Below are 16001 nucleotides of genomic sequence, written 5' to 3'. Positions count from 1 at the left end.
GGAACTGCGCGACAAGCCCCCACCTACCCGCACCCGCCAACCCACCGACCGGACCGAGCTCTCAGGCGGGCGGCGAAGCGGCGCAGCCCCTCCGCGGGGGCGAGAAACCTTCCAGCCATAGAGACGGCACTGGACCCGAGTGATCGGTTTCGTTGACGATCGGGGCATGACAGAGACTTCGCCGAGCCCGGTAGAAAACAGTCGCGCCTTTTTGATTCTCCACGGCTGGCAGAACCACCGCCCCGTAGGCCACTGGCAGCACTGGCTCGCCGACCGCCTCACCGACCTGGGCCACGAGGTCGCGTACCCGCAGCTGCCGGAGCCGGACGACCCGGACCTGGAGCGCTGGCTGGCGGAACTGGACGCGCTGCTGGGGGAGTTGGCGGGCAGACGGGTCACCGTCGTCTGCCACAGCCTGGCCTGTCTGCTGTGGCTGCACGCGGTGGCCCGGGACGACGTACTGTCCGCCCCCGTGGACCGGGTTCTTCTCGTCGCCCCGCCGTCCCCGGAGTTCGCCCGGGAGCACGAGGAGATCGCCGAGTTCGCCCCGCCGCCGCTCGCGCCCGAGCGACTGGCCGCGGCCGCCTCGTACACCCGGCTCGTCGGCAGTGACAACGACCCGTACTGCCCGCAGGGCGCGACCACGGCGTACGCCGAACCGCTCGCCCTGCCCGCCGACGTCCTCACGGGCGAGGCCCATCTCAACCCCGACTCGGGCTACGGTTCCTGGCCGTCGATGCTCGACTGGTGTCTGGACCCGTCGCCGGAGTCGTACGAGAAGACGCCCCTCGTACGCCGCTGATCGTCGGCAGCCTCAGCTGCTGCCCGCCTTGAGCAGGGCCGCCACGATCGGTCCCGCCGACTCGCTGCCGTGGCCGCCTTCCTGGACGACTCCGGCGGAGGCGAGGTCGCCTTTCCAGGCGGTGAACCAGCCGTTGGGCTGCTTCTGGCCGTCGACCTCGGCGGAGCCGGTCTTCGCGCCGTAGTCGGGGCCGAGGCCCGCCATCGCCTCGGCCGCCGTACCGGCCGCGGCGGTGTACTGGAGGAGTTCGCGGAGCTGGGAGCGGACGGTGTCGGACATAGGGCGGGAGGCGGTGGCGAGGGTGCGGTCGTCGACCGACGGGGGGACGAGATACGGCTGTTTGAAGACGCCGGTCTTCGCGGTGGAGACGACCGAGGCCATGTTCAGGGGGTTCATCCGCACCCCGCCCTGCCCGATCAGCGAGGCGGCCATCGGGGCGTCGCTCTGCACCGGCACCGCACCGTCGAAGCTCGACACCCCGATCGCCCAGTTGTTCAGGCCGAGGCCGAAGACCTGCTGGGCCTCCTGGGTCAGGGAGTTGTCGTCGAGTTCCTTCGCCTGGGAGATGAAGGCGGTGTTGCAGGAGCGGGCGAAGCTCGCTTTGAACGTACCGCCGTCGATCTGGAACTTGTCGTCGTTCTGGAACTTCCAGCCGCCGTACGACGAGTACTTGGGGCAGGGGTGGACCTTGTTCGCCGAGGCGAGGCCCTTGTCGATGAGGAGGGCGGAGGACACGATCTTCATCGTCGAGCCGGGGGCGAGGGAGCCCTGGAAGGCCACGTTGAAGCCGTGGCCGGAGTTCGCCACGGCGAGGATCTCGCCGGTCGAGGGGCGCATCAGGACGACCGAGGCCCGCTTGGTGGACGCCACCTGCTCCTCGGCGGCGGCCTGGAGGGACGGGCTGAGGGTGGTCTTCACCTCGCCCGGCGTGCCCTCGCTCAACTCCAGCAGCGTCTTGTCGGCGGCCTTCTGCTCGTCGTCTTTCTCCCCGTCCCCCTTCTCGGCCTCGGCGCGGACGACCCGGAGCTCTACGCCCGCCTTGCCGCCAGCCTTCTCGCCGTACTTCTCCCTCAGGCCGTCCAACACTGTGCCGAGGGACGAATACTTCTTGGTCGTCAGCTCGTTGCCGTCCCGGTCGAGGGCCTTCACCGGGGGTGTGCCGGCCTCGCCGGTGACCAGGCGGTCGCCCTCGCCGAGGTCGGGGTGGACGACGGAGGGCTGCCAGCCGACGATCGGCTCGCCGTCCTTCTCGGCCCGTACGACGGTGAGGGAGGACTTGTAGGCGAGGGGCTTGTTCGTGCCCTTGTAGGAGACGATGCCCTTCACCGAGAAGGCGAACGTGTCGCCCGTGCGCTTACCGGGGGTGAGGGTGACGTCCTTGACGCGGGCGTCCTTGGTGAAGCCGGTGAGCGCGGTCTTCGCGGCTGCCGAGTCGTCCGTGGCGGCGGCGGCCTTGGCGACGGAGCCCTTCTGCCAGGCGGTGAGGAAGGCGGTGGCGGCCGTACGGACCTCGGTGGCGGACAGGGGGCCGGTCTTCACGGGCTTGGCGTCGCCCGAGCCGTCTTCGGCGGCGGCGCCTCCGCCGAACACCGCGTACACGGCGAACGCCCCGCCGCCGAGGGCCACGGCCGCCATTCCGCCCAGCACGGCAGGGCGCCGCGCCGCCGCGGACCGCACGGCCTTCCGCTCGTCGACACGCCTTCTCTTACCCACGCTCCCGACCTTCCGCTGCCCCGGCTGCCTCTCGTCTCTCAACAACGAGGACCACCACCCTAGGGCTCCGCACCAACATGGGTGATGTCCTTCAGCCTTGTCTCACTGTGCGGGCAGCCGGATGTGCGCCATATGTGAGTGCCGGGTTCGGGATGAGGGCGACTGCGGGTGGGTGGGGGCTTGTCGCGTAGTTCCCCGCGCCCCTAAAAGACTGGGGGCGCCCCCCGGCTTTTAAGGGGCGCGGGGAACTGCGCGAGCAACCCACCACAACCCGCACCCGGCAACGCACCCTCAACCCCTACGGCGCTTCCCGAAACTCACCCACCGGCCCCGAGTACCGACACCACGATGGGCCCGGCTGCCTCACCCCCGCGGCCGCCCTTCTGGACCATGGCCGCGGCGGCCACATCGCCCCGGAAACCGGTGAACCAACTGTCCGCCACAGCCTGTCCATCGGCCTCGGCGGAGCCGGTCTTCGCGCCGATGTCGCCGCTCAGCGGCTGCATGACCTCCGCCGCCGTGCCCTGTGTCGCGGTGAGCCTCATCATCTGCTTCAGCTGGGACGCGGTGCTTGCCTTCAAGCCCTTCGCGGTGGCCAGTTCGCGATCGTCGAGTTCCGGTGAGATGAGGTACGGCTGGCGGAACGTCCCCGTGATCGCGGTGGCCGTCACCGATGCCATGTTCAGCGGGTTCATCTGGACGTCGCCCTGGCCGATCGCGTTGGCGGCACGGTTCGGCCCGGTGGACGCGGGCACGCTGCCGTCGGTGGAGATGATCCCGGTCTTCCAGTCGCCTCTGCCGAGCCCGAAGCGTTCCTGGGCCTCCTGGGTCAGGGAGGAGTCGTTCATCGGTTTCTCGTCGATGAGCTTGATGAAGGCCGTGTTGCAGGACCGCATGAACGCGTTGGCGAGGGTGGCGTTCGGCGACTCGTCGGCCGTCAGGCCAGGGAGGTTCTTGAAGGTCTGGCTCTGCCAGGTGGCGGTGTCGGGGCAGGGCGCGGGACCGTTCATCGTGGTCACGCCGTTGTCGATGAGCGTGGCGGCGGTGATGATCTTCATGGTGGAGGCGGGCGGGACCTGGCCCTCGAAGGCCGCGTTGAAGGCGTCCTCGCGATGGTTGGCCACCGCCAGCACCTCGCCGGTGCTCGGCTTGACGGCGACCACGGACGACTCGGCGTACTGCTTGACCGCCTTCTCGGCCGCCGCCTGCACATCCGCGTCGATCGTCGTCTCCAGCCTGCCGGCCTTGCCGTCGGAGAGGGTCAGCAGGGGCGTGTCACCGGCGTTCGTCGCGGTGTGCCGGATCGCCAACTCGACGCTGGGCGCGCCGCCCGCCTGGTCGCCGTAACGCTGACGCAGGGTGTCGAGGATCGGCCCGAGGGAGGGGTACTTCTCCTTGGTCAGCACCCTGCTGTCACGGGCCACGGCCACGATGGGCGGCGTCTCCGCCTCCCCGGTGACCAGCTCGTCCCCGTCCTTCAACTCGGGATGCACGACCGACGGCTCCCAGTCGACCAGCGCCTGCCCGGTCGTCTTCCCCCGCACCACGGTCAGTTCACTGTCGTACACGAGCTTCTTGCTCTTCCCCTCGTACGACACCGTCGCCTTGACGGAGAACGGAACGGTCCGCCCGCCGGCCCCGGCCGGCTTGCCGGGCGTGATCTTCACGCCGTCGATGCGAGCGGTGTCGAGGTAGGACGTGAACAACTTCCCCGCGCCCTGCGCGTTGTTCGTGTACGACGCCGCGGCGGCCGAATCCCCCTTCTCCCAGGCCGCGAAGAACTTCTCGGTGGTCTCCGCGACCTCGTCCCCACTGGGCGGCCCGCTCCGTCTCTCCGCCGCCGTACCGCTCTCGTTGAGGTCCCCGAAGAAGTTGTACGCCCCGTACCCCGCACCCCCCACCATCACGGCGAACACCCCACCGACTATGGCGGCCTTGGTCCCCTGGCGCATGACGCGATTCCTCCCCCATGTTGAACGACATGTTGAACGACGTTTGTCGAACGGTGTTGAACGCGTTCAGAAAACGCTTGCTGGGGGCCTACTTTATGCGTCGGCTGTGACGGGCGGGGCGTGCGTTCCCTGATTGTTAGACCCAGGTGTCCAGCCACATCCGTGCGCGCCACGAGTCGATCGGGATGGGCTGGCCGGTGTGGATGGGCCAGAAGTAGATGAAGTTCCAGGCGATGAGGAGGACGAGGACGCCGGCGCCGGCGGCGCCGGCCACGCGGCGGCGTTCCGTGGCGCCGGGAGGGCCGAGGACGGCGCCGATCAGCATGGCCACGGCCAGGCAGAGGAAGGGGAGGAAGACGACGGCGTAGAAGAAGAAGATCGTGCGTTCCTGGTAGATGAACCAGGGGAGGTAGCCGGCGGCGATGCCGCAGACGATCGCGCCGGCGCGCCAGTCGCGGCGGAAGAACCAGCACCACAGGACGTAGAGCAGGGCGAACGCGGCGGCCCACCACAGGAGGGGCGTGCCGATGGCGAGGACCTCGCGGGCGCACTTGTCGGCCGTGTCGGCGGGGCAGCCGTCGGTGCCGGGCGCCGGGGACTCGTAGAAGTACGAGACCGGGCGGCCGTCGACGATCCAGCTCCACGGGTTCGACTGGTACGTGTGCGGCGAGGAGAGGCCGACGTGGAACTCGTAGACCGTGTGCTCGTAGTGCCACAGGCTGCGCAGCCAGTCCGGCAGCCAGGAGAACCAGCCGCCCTTGCCCTCGGTCGCCGCCCAGTTGCGGTAGTAGCCACCGCTGCCGTCGTCCGGGGAGAGGATCCAGCCGGTCCAGGACGCCAGATAGGTGACGATCACGACGGGGAGCGTGGAGAGGAAGGCGAGGCCCAGGTCCCGCTGGAGCGTCGCGATCAGCGGCTGGCGGGCACCGGCGACCTTGCGGGCCGAGTAGTCCCAGAGCACCGTCATGACGCCGAAGAACACCATGAAGTACAGGGCGTTCCACTTGGTGCCGAAGGCCAGGCCCAGACAGAGCCCGGCCAGCCAGCGGTACGGGCGCCAGCCGAGACGGGTCGTCTCGGCGATCAGGGAGTTGGGGCGTACGACTCCGTCGCCGTCCGGGGGCAGGGCCGCGGCCAGCCGTTCTCGTGCCTTGTCCCGGTCGATGACCAGACAGCCGAACGCCGCCAGCACGAAGAACATCAGCACCTGGTCCAGCAGCGCCGTACGGCTCATCACGAAGTGCAGGCCGTCGACCGCCATCAGCGCGCCCGCCAGACAGCCCAGGAACGTCGAGCGGAAGATACGGCGGCCGACCCGGCAGAGGATCAGGACGGAGAGCGTGCCGAGCACGGCCGTCATGAAACGCCAGCCGAACGGGTTGAACCCGAACATCAGCTCGCCCAGGCCGATGACGTACTTGCCGACCGGCGGATGCACGACGTACGCCGATTCCGTCGGGATCGGTACGTTCCCGTTGTTCTGGAGGATCAGCTCATTGGCGTTCTTGGCCCAGTTGACCTCGTACCCGCGGTGGACGATCGCCCACGCGTCCTTGGCGTAGTACGTCTCGTCGAATATCACCGCCTTCGGGCTGCCCAGGTTCCAGAACCGCATCACCCCGGCGACCAGCGTCACCAGCAGCGGACCGCCCCACGCCGACCAGCGCGTGATGCGTACGGCGAGCCCGTCACGCACCCCGAGCGTCGCCCAGACGCCCGGACCGGGCCGGGTGTACGGGGGCACCAGCCGGGCGCGGACGTCGCTTCTCGGCGACGCCGCATAGCCGAAACGGCGCAGCCGCTGCTGCCACGACAGCCGCGGTTCTTCGGTGGCCTGGCCCTGCCGGGTGTCCGTGGAGGACGCGGTACTGGTCACCGCGCCATCGTAGGGAACACGGCTGTGGGAGTCCCGTGTGTTCGGAATGTGCGCCGCTGGGAGGATGAGGGTGTGACTGGAACCCTTGTTTTGGCAGGTACCCCCATCGGCGATGTCTCGGACGCCCCGCCCAGGCTCGTCGAGGAGCTGGCCGGTGCGGACGTCATCGCGGCTGAGGACACGCGGCGGCTGCGGCGGCTCACGCAGGCGCTCGGGGTACAGCCGGGTGGGCGTGTCGTGTCGTACTTCGAGGGCAATGAGGCGGCGCGTACGCCGGAGCTCGTCGAGGCGCTGGTGGGGGGTGCGCGGGTGTTGTTGGTCACGGACGCGGGGATGCCGTCGGTCTCCGACCCCGGGTACCGGCTGGTCGCTGCGGCCGTGGAGAAGGACATCCGGGTGACCGCCGTCCCCGGCCCGTCCGCCGTACTGACCGCGCTCGCGCTGTCCGGGCTGCCGGTCGACCGCTTCTGCTTCGAGGGGTTCCTGCCGCGCAAGGCGGGGGAGCGGCTGGGGCGCCTGCGGGAGGTCGCGGACGAACGCCGCACCCTCGTCTACTTCGAGGCTCCGCACCGGCTCGCCGTGACCCTCGAAGCGATGGCGTCGGTGTTCGGCGAGCAGCGCCGGGCCGCCGTCTGCCGCGAGCTGACGAAGACGTACGAGGAAGTCAAGCGGGGCCCTCTCGGGGAGCTGGCCGAGTGGGCCGCCGCCGGTGTCCGGGGGGAGATCACCGTCGTGGTGGAGGGCGCGCCGGAGAAGGGGCCCGAGCAACTCGACGCGGAGGAGCTGGTGCGGCGGGTGAGGGTGCGGGAGGAGGCCGGGGAGCGGCGCAAGGAGGCCATCGCGGCGGTGGCGGTGGCGGCGGGGGTGCCGAAGAGGGAGGTCTTCGACGCGGTTGTGGCTTTTAAGCGGGGGGCGCCGTAGGGGTTGGGGGTTCGTTGCCGGGTGCGGGTGCGGGTGCGGGTGCATCCGGGACCCCACCCCATGCCCCGGTAAAGCTATGCAAAGCCCAGCCCACCCACACACCGCCTTCCCACAAGGGAAGGCCAAAACGGCTTCAACAGTCGACAGGTCGGGTGCACCGGGCGCCGGCCCGGGCGTCCACTGGGTGGTGAAGACGTATTCGTCCTCACCGCCGAGCGGACAAGAGGAGCCGGCATGACCGAGATCGCAGAGCGGGCCGTACTGCGGGACACCGCCACCGCCGTCGTTCACGAGTCGTACGCGTTCGCCTGCATGCGCTGCGGGCACGGCTGGGAGCAGTCGTTCGAGATAGAGCACCACAACGACGCCCAGGGACATGACGTCGTGACGTACGTGGCCGACGGCCGAGTCGTGCCGTCCCCGCTCTCCAGGCCCACCTGCCAGAACTGCGACGGCCATGTCCTACGGATCATGCGGGCGGGCCAGGTGTCGTCGGTGCAGGACGTCGAACGGGGACGGCACGTGCCGAAGCCTCGCGCGGCGGACGCCGCCGCACCGGACGCGACGGAGCCCGGAGAGCACCACCACTGGCACCTGTCCGACCTCCTCCACCCGTTCCACCGCAAGGCGAGCTGACCTCCCCCCCGGCCCGCCTGGAGGGCATGCCCCGATCGTGCGATTCGTAGGATCGGGGCATGCCTTCGAACGACTCCGGACGCAACACGGCCGGCAAGACCGACAAGAACGCCGCGCCCCCGCTCCCCGAACCCCTCCGGGTGCCCGTCGCCGACTCGCACACGCATCTGGACATGCAGTCCGGCACGGTCGAGGAGGGCCTCGCGAAGGCCGCCTCGGTGGGGGTGACGACGGTCGTGCAGGTCGGCTGCGACATCAAGGGCTCGCGGTGGGCCGCCGAGACGGCAGCCGCGTACGACGCCGTCCACGCGACCGTCGCGCTGCACCCCAACGAGGCCCCGCGGATCGTGCACGGGGATCCCGACGGCTGGTCGCGGCAGGGCGTGCGTGCGGCGGGCGGGGACGCCGCGCTGGACGAGGCCCTCGCCGAGATCGACCGGCTGGCCGCGCTCCCGCAGGTCAAGGGCGTCGGCGAGACGGGGCTCGACTACTTCCGGACCGGGCCGGAGGGCAAGGCCGCCCAGGAGCGGTCGTTCCGCGCGCACATCGAGATCGCCAAGCGGCACGGCAAGGCCCTGGTCATCCACGACCGCGACGCCCACGACGACGTGCTGCGGATCCTGAAGGAGGAGGGCGCGCCCGAGCGGACCGTCTTCCACTGCTACTCCGGCGACGCCGACATGGCGGCGGAGTGCGCCGCGCACGGCTACTTCATGTCCTTCGCCGGGAACATGACCTTCAAGAACGCCCATCCGCTGCGCGACGCCCTCGCCGTCGCGCCCCTCGAACTCGTCCTCGTCGAGACCGACGCGCCCTTCCTGACCCCGGCGCCGTACCGCGGACGGCCCAACGCGCCGTATCTCATTCCGATCACGGTTCGCGCCATGGGCGCGGTGCGGGGCATCGGCGAAGACGCGCTGGCGACGGCGATCGCGGCGAACACGGCGAGGGCGTTCGATTACTGACGGATCACGCTTCACCGGCCGTTCGGGGGACGCGAAAAGATGATCTGCGGCTCGTTTCGCGACACTGCGTAACCGCGTTGCTTGGGAGGGTGACCGTGGTCCGCTACGTTCACGTCGCCCGCGGACCCGGAACCCCTCTGGAGCGTGTCGTCGTGAGCAACGTGCAGTCGTCGTCGCAGCCCTCGCCGAACGAGACCCGCGAGACGTACGGGACGTACGGGATCTGCGATATCTACCGGACCTACGAGAGGTACGGGGCATACGAGGCCTACGAGGCCGCGTACGAGGCATACGAGGCGTACCACGAGCCGTACGAGCCGTACGAGCCGTACGAGCCGTACGAGCCGTACGAGCCGTTGCCGTACGAGGACACGTACTGGCCCGCCTACGAAGCCGCCCCCGCGCCTCCCGGACATCTTCCCCGGCAGGCCGGTGGTCGGGTCGGTGCCCGGCGGGGCGTGCGGCGCAGACGGGCCGCCGAGCGGGCCACTCCGTTGCGGCGGCTCGTGCCGCAGGCGCTGGTCGTGGCGTTCCTCGCGGGCGGGACCTCCGCGTTCGTGGCGAAGGACAAGGTGATCGAGCTGACCGTCGACGGCAAGCCGCGCACGCTGCACACGTTCGCCGACGACGTCACCGAACTCCTCGCCGACGAAGACGTCCGCTTCGGCGCCCATGACGTCGTCGCCCCTGCCCCCGGCACCGATCTGACCAGCGGTGACGAGGTCGCCGTGCGCTACGGTCGGCCCGTCGCCCTCACCCTTGACGGTCACCGGCGCAAGGTCTGGACGACCGCCCGTACGGTCGACGGGGCGCTCCGGCAGCTCGGGGTGCGTGCGGAGGGCGCGTACGTGTCGACCTCGCGCTCCCGGCGGATCGGGCGGGAGGGGCTGGAGCTGGCCGTCCGTACCGAGCGGGCCGTCACGGTCATGGCGGACGGGCGGACCCGGACGATCCGCACCAACGCGGCGACCGTCCGGGAGGCCGTGGAGCAGGCCGGGATCACCCTGCGGGGGCAGGACACGACCTCTGTCGCGCAGTCGAGCTTCCCCCGGGACGGGCAGACCGTGACCGTGCTGCGGGTGACCGGGTCCAAGGAGGTTCGGGAGGAGCCGATTCCGTTCCGGGTGTGGCGGACGGAGGACGCTTCGTTGTTCCGGGGCACGGAGGTCGTCGAGCGGGCCGGGCGGCCGGGGGTGCGGCGGGTCACGTACACGGTGCGGAGTGTGAACGGGGTCAAGGAGCGGCCGCGGCGGGTGCGGGCCGAGGTGGTGCGGGAGCCGCGGGATCAGGTCGTGAAGGTGGGGATCAAGGCGATGCCGACGTCTGTGCGGGGGGCGGATGGGTTGAACTGGGCGGGGTTGGCGGAGTGTGAGTCGGGTGGGCGGCCGGACGCGGTTGATCCCTCGGGGACGTATGGGGGGCTCTATCAGTTCGACACCCGGACCTGGCAGAGCCTTGGGGGGCGGGGGCGGCCTCAGGACGCGTCGGCCGCGGAGCAGACGCTGCGGGCGAAGAAGCTGTACGTCCAGCGGGGGGCGAGCCCTTGGCCCCACTGCGGGTCCCGTCTCCGGAGCTGACGCGGCGGGGGCGAGAAACAGGCCCGGCCCCAGCTGCCCGTACCCTTGTTGCCGTGACCAGCCCCTCCCCCGACGCCCTCCTGAGCCCCGCCGACGTTCGCGAACTCGCGGCGGCGCTCGGCGTACGCCCCACCAAACAACGCGGCCAGAACTTCGTGATCGACGCGAACACGGTGCGGAGGATCGTGCGGACGGCGGAGGTCCGCCCCGAGGACGTCGTCGTGGAGGTCGGCCCCGGCCTCGGCTCCCTCACGCTCGCCCTCCTGGAGGCCGCCGACCGCGTCACGGCGGTCGAGATCGATGACGTACTAGCCGCCGCCCTCCCCGCGACGATCGCCGCCCGCATGCCGGCCCGGGCCGACCGCTTCGCGCTCGTGCGCTCCGACGCCATGCACGTCACGGAACTCCCCGGCCCGGCACCCACCGCCCTCGTCGCGAACCTCCCGTACAACGTCGCCGTCCCCGTACTGCTGCACATGCTGGCCACGTTCCCGACCATCGAACGCACCCTCGTGATGGTCCAGTCGGAGGTCGCCGACCGCCTCGCCGCGGGCCCCGGCTCGAAGGTGTACGGCGTGCCGTCGGTGAAGGCGAACTGGTACGCGGAGGTCAAGCGGGCCGGGGCGATCGGGCGGAACGTGTTCTGGCCGGCGCCGAACGTCGACAGCGGGCTCGTCTCGCTCGTCCGCCGCGCCGAGCCGGTCAAGACGACCGCGAGCAGGGACGAGGTGTTCGCCGTCGTCGACGCCGCCTTCGCCCAGCGGCGGAAGACGCTGCGCGCCGCCCTCGCCGGGTGGGCCGGGTCCGCGGCCGCCGCCGAGGCCGCACTCGTCGCCGCCGGCGTCTCCCCGCAGGCGCGCGGCGAGGCCCTGACGGTCGAGGAGTTCGCCGCCATCGCCGAGAACGCCGTCGCAGACAAAGCCGACACCGAGGAGTCCAGCCGGTCGTGAGCGTCACCGTCCGCGTCCCCGCCAAGGTCAACGTCCAGCTCGCGGTCGGCGGCGCCCGCCCCGACGGCTTCCACGACCTGGCCAACGTCTTCCTCGCCGTCGGGCTGTACGACGAGGTCACCGCCACCCCCGCCGACGAGCTGACCGTCACCTGCGCGGGACCCGGCGCCGACCAGGTTCCCCTGGACCGCACGAACCTCGCCGCCCGCGCCGCCCTCGCGCTCGCCGAACGGCACGGCATCGAGGCCGCCGTCCATCTGCACATCGCCAAGGACATCCCCGTCGCGGGCGGTATGGCGGGCGGCAGCGCGGACGCGGCCGGGGCGCTCCTCGCCTGCGACACGCTGTGGGGTACGAACGCCTCCCGTGCGGAACTCCTCGACATCTGCGCCGAGTTGGGGAGCGATGTGCCGTTCAGCCTGGTGGGGGGTGCCGCCCTCGGCACCGGGCGGGGGGAGCGGCTCCAGCCCCTCGACGTGGGCGGCCGCTTCCACTGGGTCTTCGCCGTCGCCGACGGAGGGCTCTCCACGCCCGCCGTCTACCGCGAGTTCGACCGGCTGAACGAAGACACCGAGGTGCCCGAGCCCGTCGCCTCCCAGGCGCTGCTCGACGCTCTCGCCAAGGGGGACATCGACGCTCTCGCCGCCTTCCTGCCGGGCTCCAACGGCCTCCAGCCCGCCGCCCTCTCGCTCTTCCCGAAGCTGGCCGACACCCTTGCCGAGGGCAAGGCCGCCGGTGCGCTCGCCGAGCTCGTCTCCGGGTCGGGGCCGACCACGGCCTTCCTCGCCCGGGACGCGGAGTCGGCGCAGGCCATCGCCGAGGCCCTCCTCGCCTCCGGCACATGCAGGACGGCCCGCGTGGCCGACTCACCCGCGCCGGGGGCGACCGTGGTCCACGGCGCCCAAGGCTAGGTACTCAGACGTGAGTTGAGTACCGCAGCGCTGATGGTCGACCGGCTGTCGGCGCGACCGTACTCCCATGACCGTGACCGCAAGCGTGAGTGCGAGTGAGCTCGCCGCCGCCACCCCGTCCAGCCGCGACCGATACGTCGACCTGCTGCGGGTCGCCTCCCTCGGCACGGTCGTCCTCGGCCACTGGCTGATGGCGGCCGTGACCACGGGCGGCGACGGCGTCGTCGAGGTGGGCAACCTGCTCGCCGTGGAGCCGCGGCTGCAGATCCTCACGTGGGCGCTGCAGATCATGCCGGTGTTCTTCTTCGTCGGCGGCTTCTCGCACGCCCTCTCCTACCGTTCGCTCAGCCGCAGGGCCGACGACACGGGCGCCGCCCTCTACCCCGCCTTCCTGCGCGCCCGGCTGCAGCGGCTGCTGCGGCCGACCATGGTGTTCATAGGGGTGTGGGGCGCTGCCGCCGTCCTCCTCCAACTCGCGGTTGAAAGTGGCGGGTTGCTCGATGTCGCGCTGCGGCTCGTCGCGCAGCCGCTGTGGTTCATCGGGATCTATCTCGCGATGGTCGCCTTCACTCCGCCGCTGCTGAAGCTGCACGAGAGGTACGGGTGGGGCGCTTTCGGGGGGCTCGTCGCGGCCGCCGGGCTCGTCGACCTGCTGCGGTTCGTGTTCGACGTGCCCTTCGTCGAGTTCCTCAACTTCGCCTTCGTCTGGCTCGCGGTCCACCAGCTCGGGTTTTTGCGGGCCGACGGGCGGCTGACACGGCCGTACCTCCTCGCGGGGGCCGGGCTCGCGGGGGCCGCGCTGCTGGTGGCGTACGGGCCGTATCCGCTGTCGATGGTGGGGATGCCCGGCGAGAAGATCTCGAACATGGCGCCGCCGACCTTCGCGCTGCTGTGCCACGGGCTGTGGCTGGTCGGCGCGGTGGAGTGGCTGCGCGGGCCGGTCGCGCGGTGGCTGGAGCGGCCGAAGGTGTGGCGGGCGGTCGTGGCGGCCAACGGGATCTCGATGACCGCGTTCCTGTGGCATCTTTCGGCCATGCTCGGGGTCTACGGGGCGCTGCTCGCGCTGGACGTACCGCTGGCCGAGCCGGCGTCGGTTGCCTGGTGGGCCCAACTGCCCCTGCGGATCGTGCTGGCGGGTGCCGTGACCGCGGTCCTCGTGGCGGCCTTCCGGGGCTTCGAGCGGCCCAACGCCAGGGGCGCTCAAGGGAGTTCGGGCAGGTCAGGGGCGTACCCGGGTCCCGTCGCCGCCCTCGGTGTGACTCTCTGCCTCTTCGGTGTGCTCGGGCTGTCCATGGTCGGTTTCGGCGGGCTGTTCGAGGGGCGTTCGGCCCTGTTGATCGCCGTCCATGTGACCGCGCCGGCGGCGGTGGCGATGACGCTCGTGGGGTGGCTGCTGGTGGAGCGGAGCGGGCGTGGCTTGCGTCGGCTCGGCACTCGGACTCCGCTTCACCGTCAGGGCACCAGAGGCTGAGGGCGCCTCCAAGCGGAACTGGCTGATGCTCGCCTCGTTCGCGATCGGGTCGGGTAGGTCGAGGACTGCGGCTTCGGCATGAACGAGGAGGCGATGGCCGAGGCCAACCGCAAGCTCCAGTCCGAGAAGGTCGACCTCCTCGACGCCAAGCAGACCGGGCTGTTCGTGGTGAACCGTCTCGCCGACCGGCAGGGTCCGCGGGTCGAGTTGCGCGAGTCGACCAACGGAGGCGTCGCCGCGGCCGTCTTCATACCCGAGAACCTGGTCCGCGACGACATGCCCGTCCACCAAGAGGTCTCCAGGCAGTAGGAGTCCCACAAGACCGCCGTGCGCCTCGGGTGGTGGTGTCCCCGGGGCGCACTGCCTTTTGGCACTGGGATCGGCTGGCCTAGAAGGTCAGCTTCCAGCTGTTGATGTAGCCGGTGTCCGCGCTGTAGACGTCCTGGACCTTCAGCTGCCAGGTGCCGTTGACCGTCGTCTCGCTGGAGGCGTCGACCGTGTACGTGGCGTCGACGTTGTCCGTGGAGTCGGAGGAGCTGCTGCTCTTCAGGCGGTACGTCGAGCCGTCGGGGGCGACGAGGTCGATGACCAGGTCACCGCGGTAGGTGTGGACGATGTTGACGTACACGGACAGGTCGCTGGGCGCGCTGCCGGTGAGCCCGCTGACGGTGATGGGCGAGTACACGGCGGAACCGGCGTCGGGGATGGACACGTCGGTGGCCGACTCGAAGGCCGTACCGGTGTCGCCACCGTCGTCGCCCCCGTCGTCACCATCCCCACTGGGGGTGACCTGGAGCAGCAGGTTGGGGCTGCCGGTGCCGACGCTGGTGAGGGTGGACGCGGAGGCCGCCGAGGTCAGGGCCGTGGAGACCGCGGAGGGCGTGGCGCTCGGGTTCTCGCCGAGGTAGACGGCCGCCGCGCCGGCGACGTGCGGGGACGCCATCGACGTACCGGAGTAGGTCGCGGTCGCCGTGTCGGAGCTGTACGCCGCGGAGGTGATGGACGAACCCGGTGCGAACAGGTCCAGCGAGGAACCGTAGTTGGAGAACGAGGAACGGGCGTCGGCGTTGGTGGAGGCACCCACGGTGATCGCGGAGGCGACGCGGGCCGGCGAGTAGCTCGACGCGTTGGCGTTGTCGTTGCCCGCCGCGACGGCGTAGGTGATGCCGGCCGCGATGGAGTTGCTGACGGCCGCGTCGAGGGTGGAGTCGGCGCCGCCGCCGAGCGACATGTTGGCGACGGCCGGGAACTGGGCGTTGTCGGTCACCCAGTCGATGCCCGCGACCACACCGGCGGTCGTGCCGGAGCCGTCGTCGTCCAGCACGCGGACGGCGACGATGTCCGCGGCCTTGGCGACACCGTAGGTCGTGCCCGCGACCGTGCCGGCGACGTGCGTGCCGTGCCCGTTGCCGTCGCCGGCGCTGGAGTCGTCGTCGACGGCGTCGTAGCCGTAGGACGCCCGCCCGCCGAAGTCGGAATGGCTGATCCTTACGCCGGTGTCGATGATGTACGCGGTCACGCCGGCGCCCGCGCTGGACGGGTAGGTGTACGACGAGTCGAGCGGCAGGTCCGCCTGGTCGATGCGGTCCAGGCCCCAGGTGGCGCCGGTCTGGGTGTCGTTGATGTGGACGGTCTTGTTGGTGGCGACCGAGGCGACGGCCGGGTCGGCGGCGAGCTGCTTCGCCTCCGCCTCGGTCATCTCGGTGGCGTAGCCGTTGAGCGCCTTCTTGTACGTCTGCTCCACCTCGGCGCCGTACCGGGTGGCCACGGCCTTGCCCTTCGCGGAGGCCGCCCGGAACGGCAGGCTCTCCTTCAACGTGACGATGTAGCTGTTCTTGATGGCGTTCTCGGCGTTCGCGCCGACGATGGTGCCCTCGGCCGGTGCCGCGGCCGCGGGGGCGGCGGTCGCGGCACCGACGGTGAACAGCGCGGCGGCGGAGACCAACGCGGCGAGCGCTCCGCGTCTGCGGCGACCGGGGGCGTGGGGGGCGGGGGAGAGCTGCACGAACATTGGGGGTGGTTCCCCTCTCGTGAAGACTTGCGCGGACTGACCATGTGGGGGGTGGCGTCGTCCTGGTCACATACGGTGACGTCTTTGACGGGATCACGTCAATGAGGGGAATCCCTAAGTCCCATAGGGGGGTGGAGAGTTGGGGGTGCCTAGACGAATGAGTCCGATGTCTGGGCTGGTGCGCGGGCATGAAGAGAGGGCGTTCAAGATCATGTT

13 protein-coding genes are annotated in these 16001 nt (G+C 70.7%); 9 read left to right on the top strand and 4 right to left on the bottom strand.

Features of this window, described 5'->3' with window-relative positions; translation table 11 throughout:
* The first annotated feature begins 166 nt into the window (after positions 1 to 166).
* Positions 167 to 802, top strand: coding sequence for an RBBP9/YdeN family alpha/beta hydrolase (locus F3T56_RS18200; protein ID WP_149826233.1), 636 nt, complete (start codon positions 167 to 169; stop codon positions 800 to 802).
* A gap of 12 nt (positions 803 to 814) precedes the next feature.
* Here the strand turns inward: F3T56_RS18200 and F3T56_RS18195 are convergent, their stop codons facing one another.
* From F3T56_RS18195 to F3T56_RS18185, 3 genes are all read right to left on the bottom strand, one after another.
* A complete protein-coding gene (locus F3T56_RS18195; protein WP_172639004.1) occupies positions 815 to 2515 on the bottom strand; it encodes a penicillin-binding transpeptidase domain-containing protein in 1701 nt (566 codons plus the stop codon).
* 317 nt (positions 2516 to 2832) lie between these two features.
* Positions 2833 to 4467, bottom strand: coding sequence for a penicillin-binding transpeptidase domain-containing protein (locus F3T56_RS18190; RefSeq protein ID WP_149826232.1), 1635 nt, complete (start codon positions 4465 to 4467; stop codon positions 2833 to 2835).
* A gap of 136 nt (positions 4468 to 4603) precedes the next feature.
* Positions 4604 to 6343 (bottom strand): dolichyl-phosphate-mannose--protein mannosyltransferase, encoded by a 1740-nt coding sequence (locus F3T56_RS18185; RefSeq protein ID WP_149826231.1) that lies wholly within the window; start codon positions 6341 to 6343, stop codon positions 4604 to 4606.
* Between the two features lie 72 nt (positions 6344 to 6415).
* Between F3T56_RS18185 and rsmI the strand changes: the two genes are divergently transcribed.
* The 8 genes from rsmI (at position 6416) to F3T56_RS18145 (ending at position 14083) form a co-directional block, all read left to right on the top strand.
* Positions 6416 to 7264: a 16S rRNA (cytidine(1402)-2'-O)-methyltransferase gene (gene rsmI, locus F3T56_RS18180; RefSeq protein ID WP_149826230.1), complete on the top strand. Its 849-nt coding sequence runs from the start codon at positions 6416 to 6418 to the stop codon at positions 7262 to 7264.
* A 234-nt stretch (positions 7265 to 7498) separates the two neighbouring features.
* Positions 7499 to 7900 (top strand): hypothetical protein, encoded by a 402-nt coding sequence (locus tag F3T56_RS18175; protein ID WP_149826229.1) that lies wholly within the window; start codon positions 7499 to 7501, stop codon positions 7898 to 7900.
* Between the two features lie 59 nt (positions 7901 to 7959).
* Positions 7960 to 8865 carry a TatD family hydrolase gene (locus tag F3T56_RS18170; RefSeq protein ID WP_149826228.1) on the top strand — a complete coding sequence of 302 codons (906 nt, stop codon included), beginning with the start codon at positions 7960 to 7962 and terminating at the stop codon, positions 8863 to 8865.
* Positions 8866 to 9086: 221 nt separating this feature from the next.
* Positions 9087 to 10442 (top strand): resuscitation-promoting factor, encoded by a 1356-nt coding sequence (locus F3T56_RS18165; protein WP_149826328.1) that lies wholly within the window; start codon positions 9087 to 9089, stop codon positions 10440 to 10442.
* A gap of 53 nt (positions 10443 to 10495) precedes the next feature.
* A complete protein-coding gene (rsmA, locus tag F3T56_RS18160; protein WP_149826227.1) occupies positions 10496 to 11392 on the top strand; it encodes a 16S rRNA (adenine(1518)-N(6)/adenine(1519)-N(6))-dimethyltransferase RsmA in 897 nt (298 codons plus the stop codon).
* Complete coding sequence (locus F3T56_RS18155; protein WP_149826226.1) at positions 11389 to 12303, top strand: 4-(cytidine 5'-diphospho)-2-C-methyl-D-erythritol kinase; 915 nt, start codon at positions 11389 to 11391, stop codon at positions 12301 to 12303. The genes rsmA and F3T56_RS18155 overlap by 4 nt, the downstream gene beginning before the upstream one ends.
* 67 nt (positions 12304 to 12370) lie before the next feature.
* Complete coding sequence (locus F3T56_RS18150) at positions 12371 to 13774, top strand: acyltransferase family protein (RefSeq protein ID WP_172639003.1); 1404 nt, start codon at positions 12371 to 12373, stop codon at positions 13772 to 13774.
* A 78-nt stretch (positions 13775 to 13852) separates the two neighbouring features.
* A complete protein-coding gene (locus F3T56_RS18145; protein ID WP_246203682.1) occupies positions 13853 to 14083 on the top strand; it encodes a hypothetical protein in 231 nt (76 codons plus the stop codon).
* Positions 14084 to 14162: 79 nt separating this feature from the next.
* Here F3T56_RS18145 and F3T56_RS18140 read toward each other — a convergent pair whose 3' ends face one another.
* Positions 14163 to 15785, bottom strand: a complete 1623-nt coding sequence (locus F3T56_RS18140; protein ID WP_149826225.1) for a S8 family peptidase — start codon at positions 15783 to 15785, stop codon at positions 14163 to 14165.
* Positions 15786 to 16001 lie beyond the last annotated feature (216 nt).

The sequence above is a fragment of the Streptomyces tailanensis genome, from assembly GCF_008386495.1.
In the GTDB taxonomy this organism is placed as follows: domain Bacteria; phylum Actinomycetota; class Actinomycetes; order Streptomycetales; family Streptomycetaceae; genus Streptomyces; species Streptomyces tailanensis.
This window is presented reverse-complemented; position numbering and strand designations above follow the sequence as displayed.

Bases quoted from the DNA above. Each gene is read 5' to 3' on its own strand.
- F3T56_RS18200 (WP_149826233.1), top strand. From the start codon at position 167: ATGACAGAGACTTCGCCGAGCCCGGTAGAAAACAGTCGCGCCTTTTTG.
- F3T56_RS18190 (WP_149826232.1), bottom strand. From the start codon at position 4,467: ATGCGCCAGGGGACCAAGGCCGCCATAGTCGGTGGGGTGTTCGCCGTG.
- F3T56_RS18175 (WP_149826229.1), top strand. From the start codon at position 7,499: ATGACCGAGATCGCAGAGCGGGCCGTACTGCGGGACACCGCCACCGCC.
- F3T56_RS18170 (WP_149826228.1), top strand. From the start codon at position 7,960: ATGCCTTCGAACGACTCCGGACGCAACACGGCCGGCAAGACCGACAAG.
- F3T56_RS18150 (WP_172639003.1), top strand. From the start codon at position 12,371: ATGACCGTGACCGCAAGCGTGAGTGCGAGTGAGCTCGCCGCCGCCACC.
- F3T56_RS18145 (WP_246203682.1), top strand. From the start codon at position 13,853: ATGAACGAGGAGGCGATGGCCGAGGCCAACCGCAAGCTCCAGTCCGAG.
- F3T56_RS18140 (WP_149826225.1), bottom strand. From the start codon at position 15,785: ATGTTCGTGCAGCTCTCCCCCGCCCCCCACGCCCCCGGTCGCCGCAGA.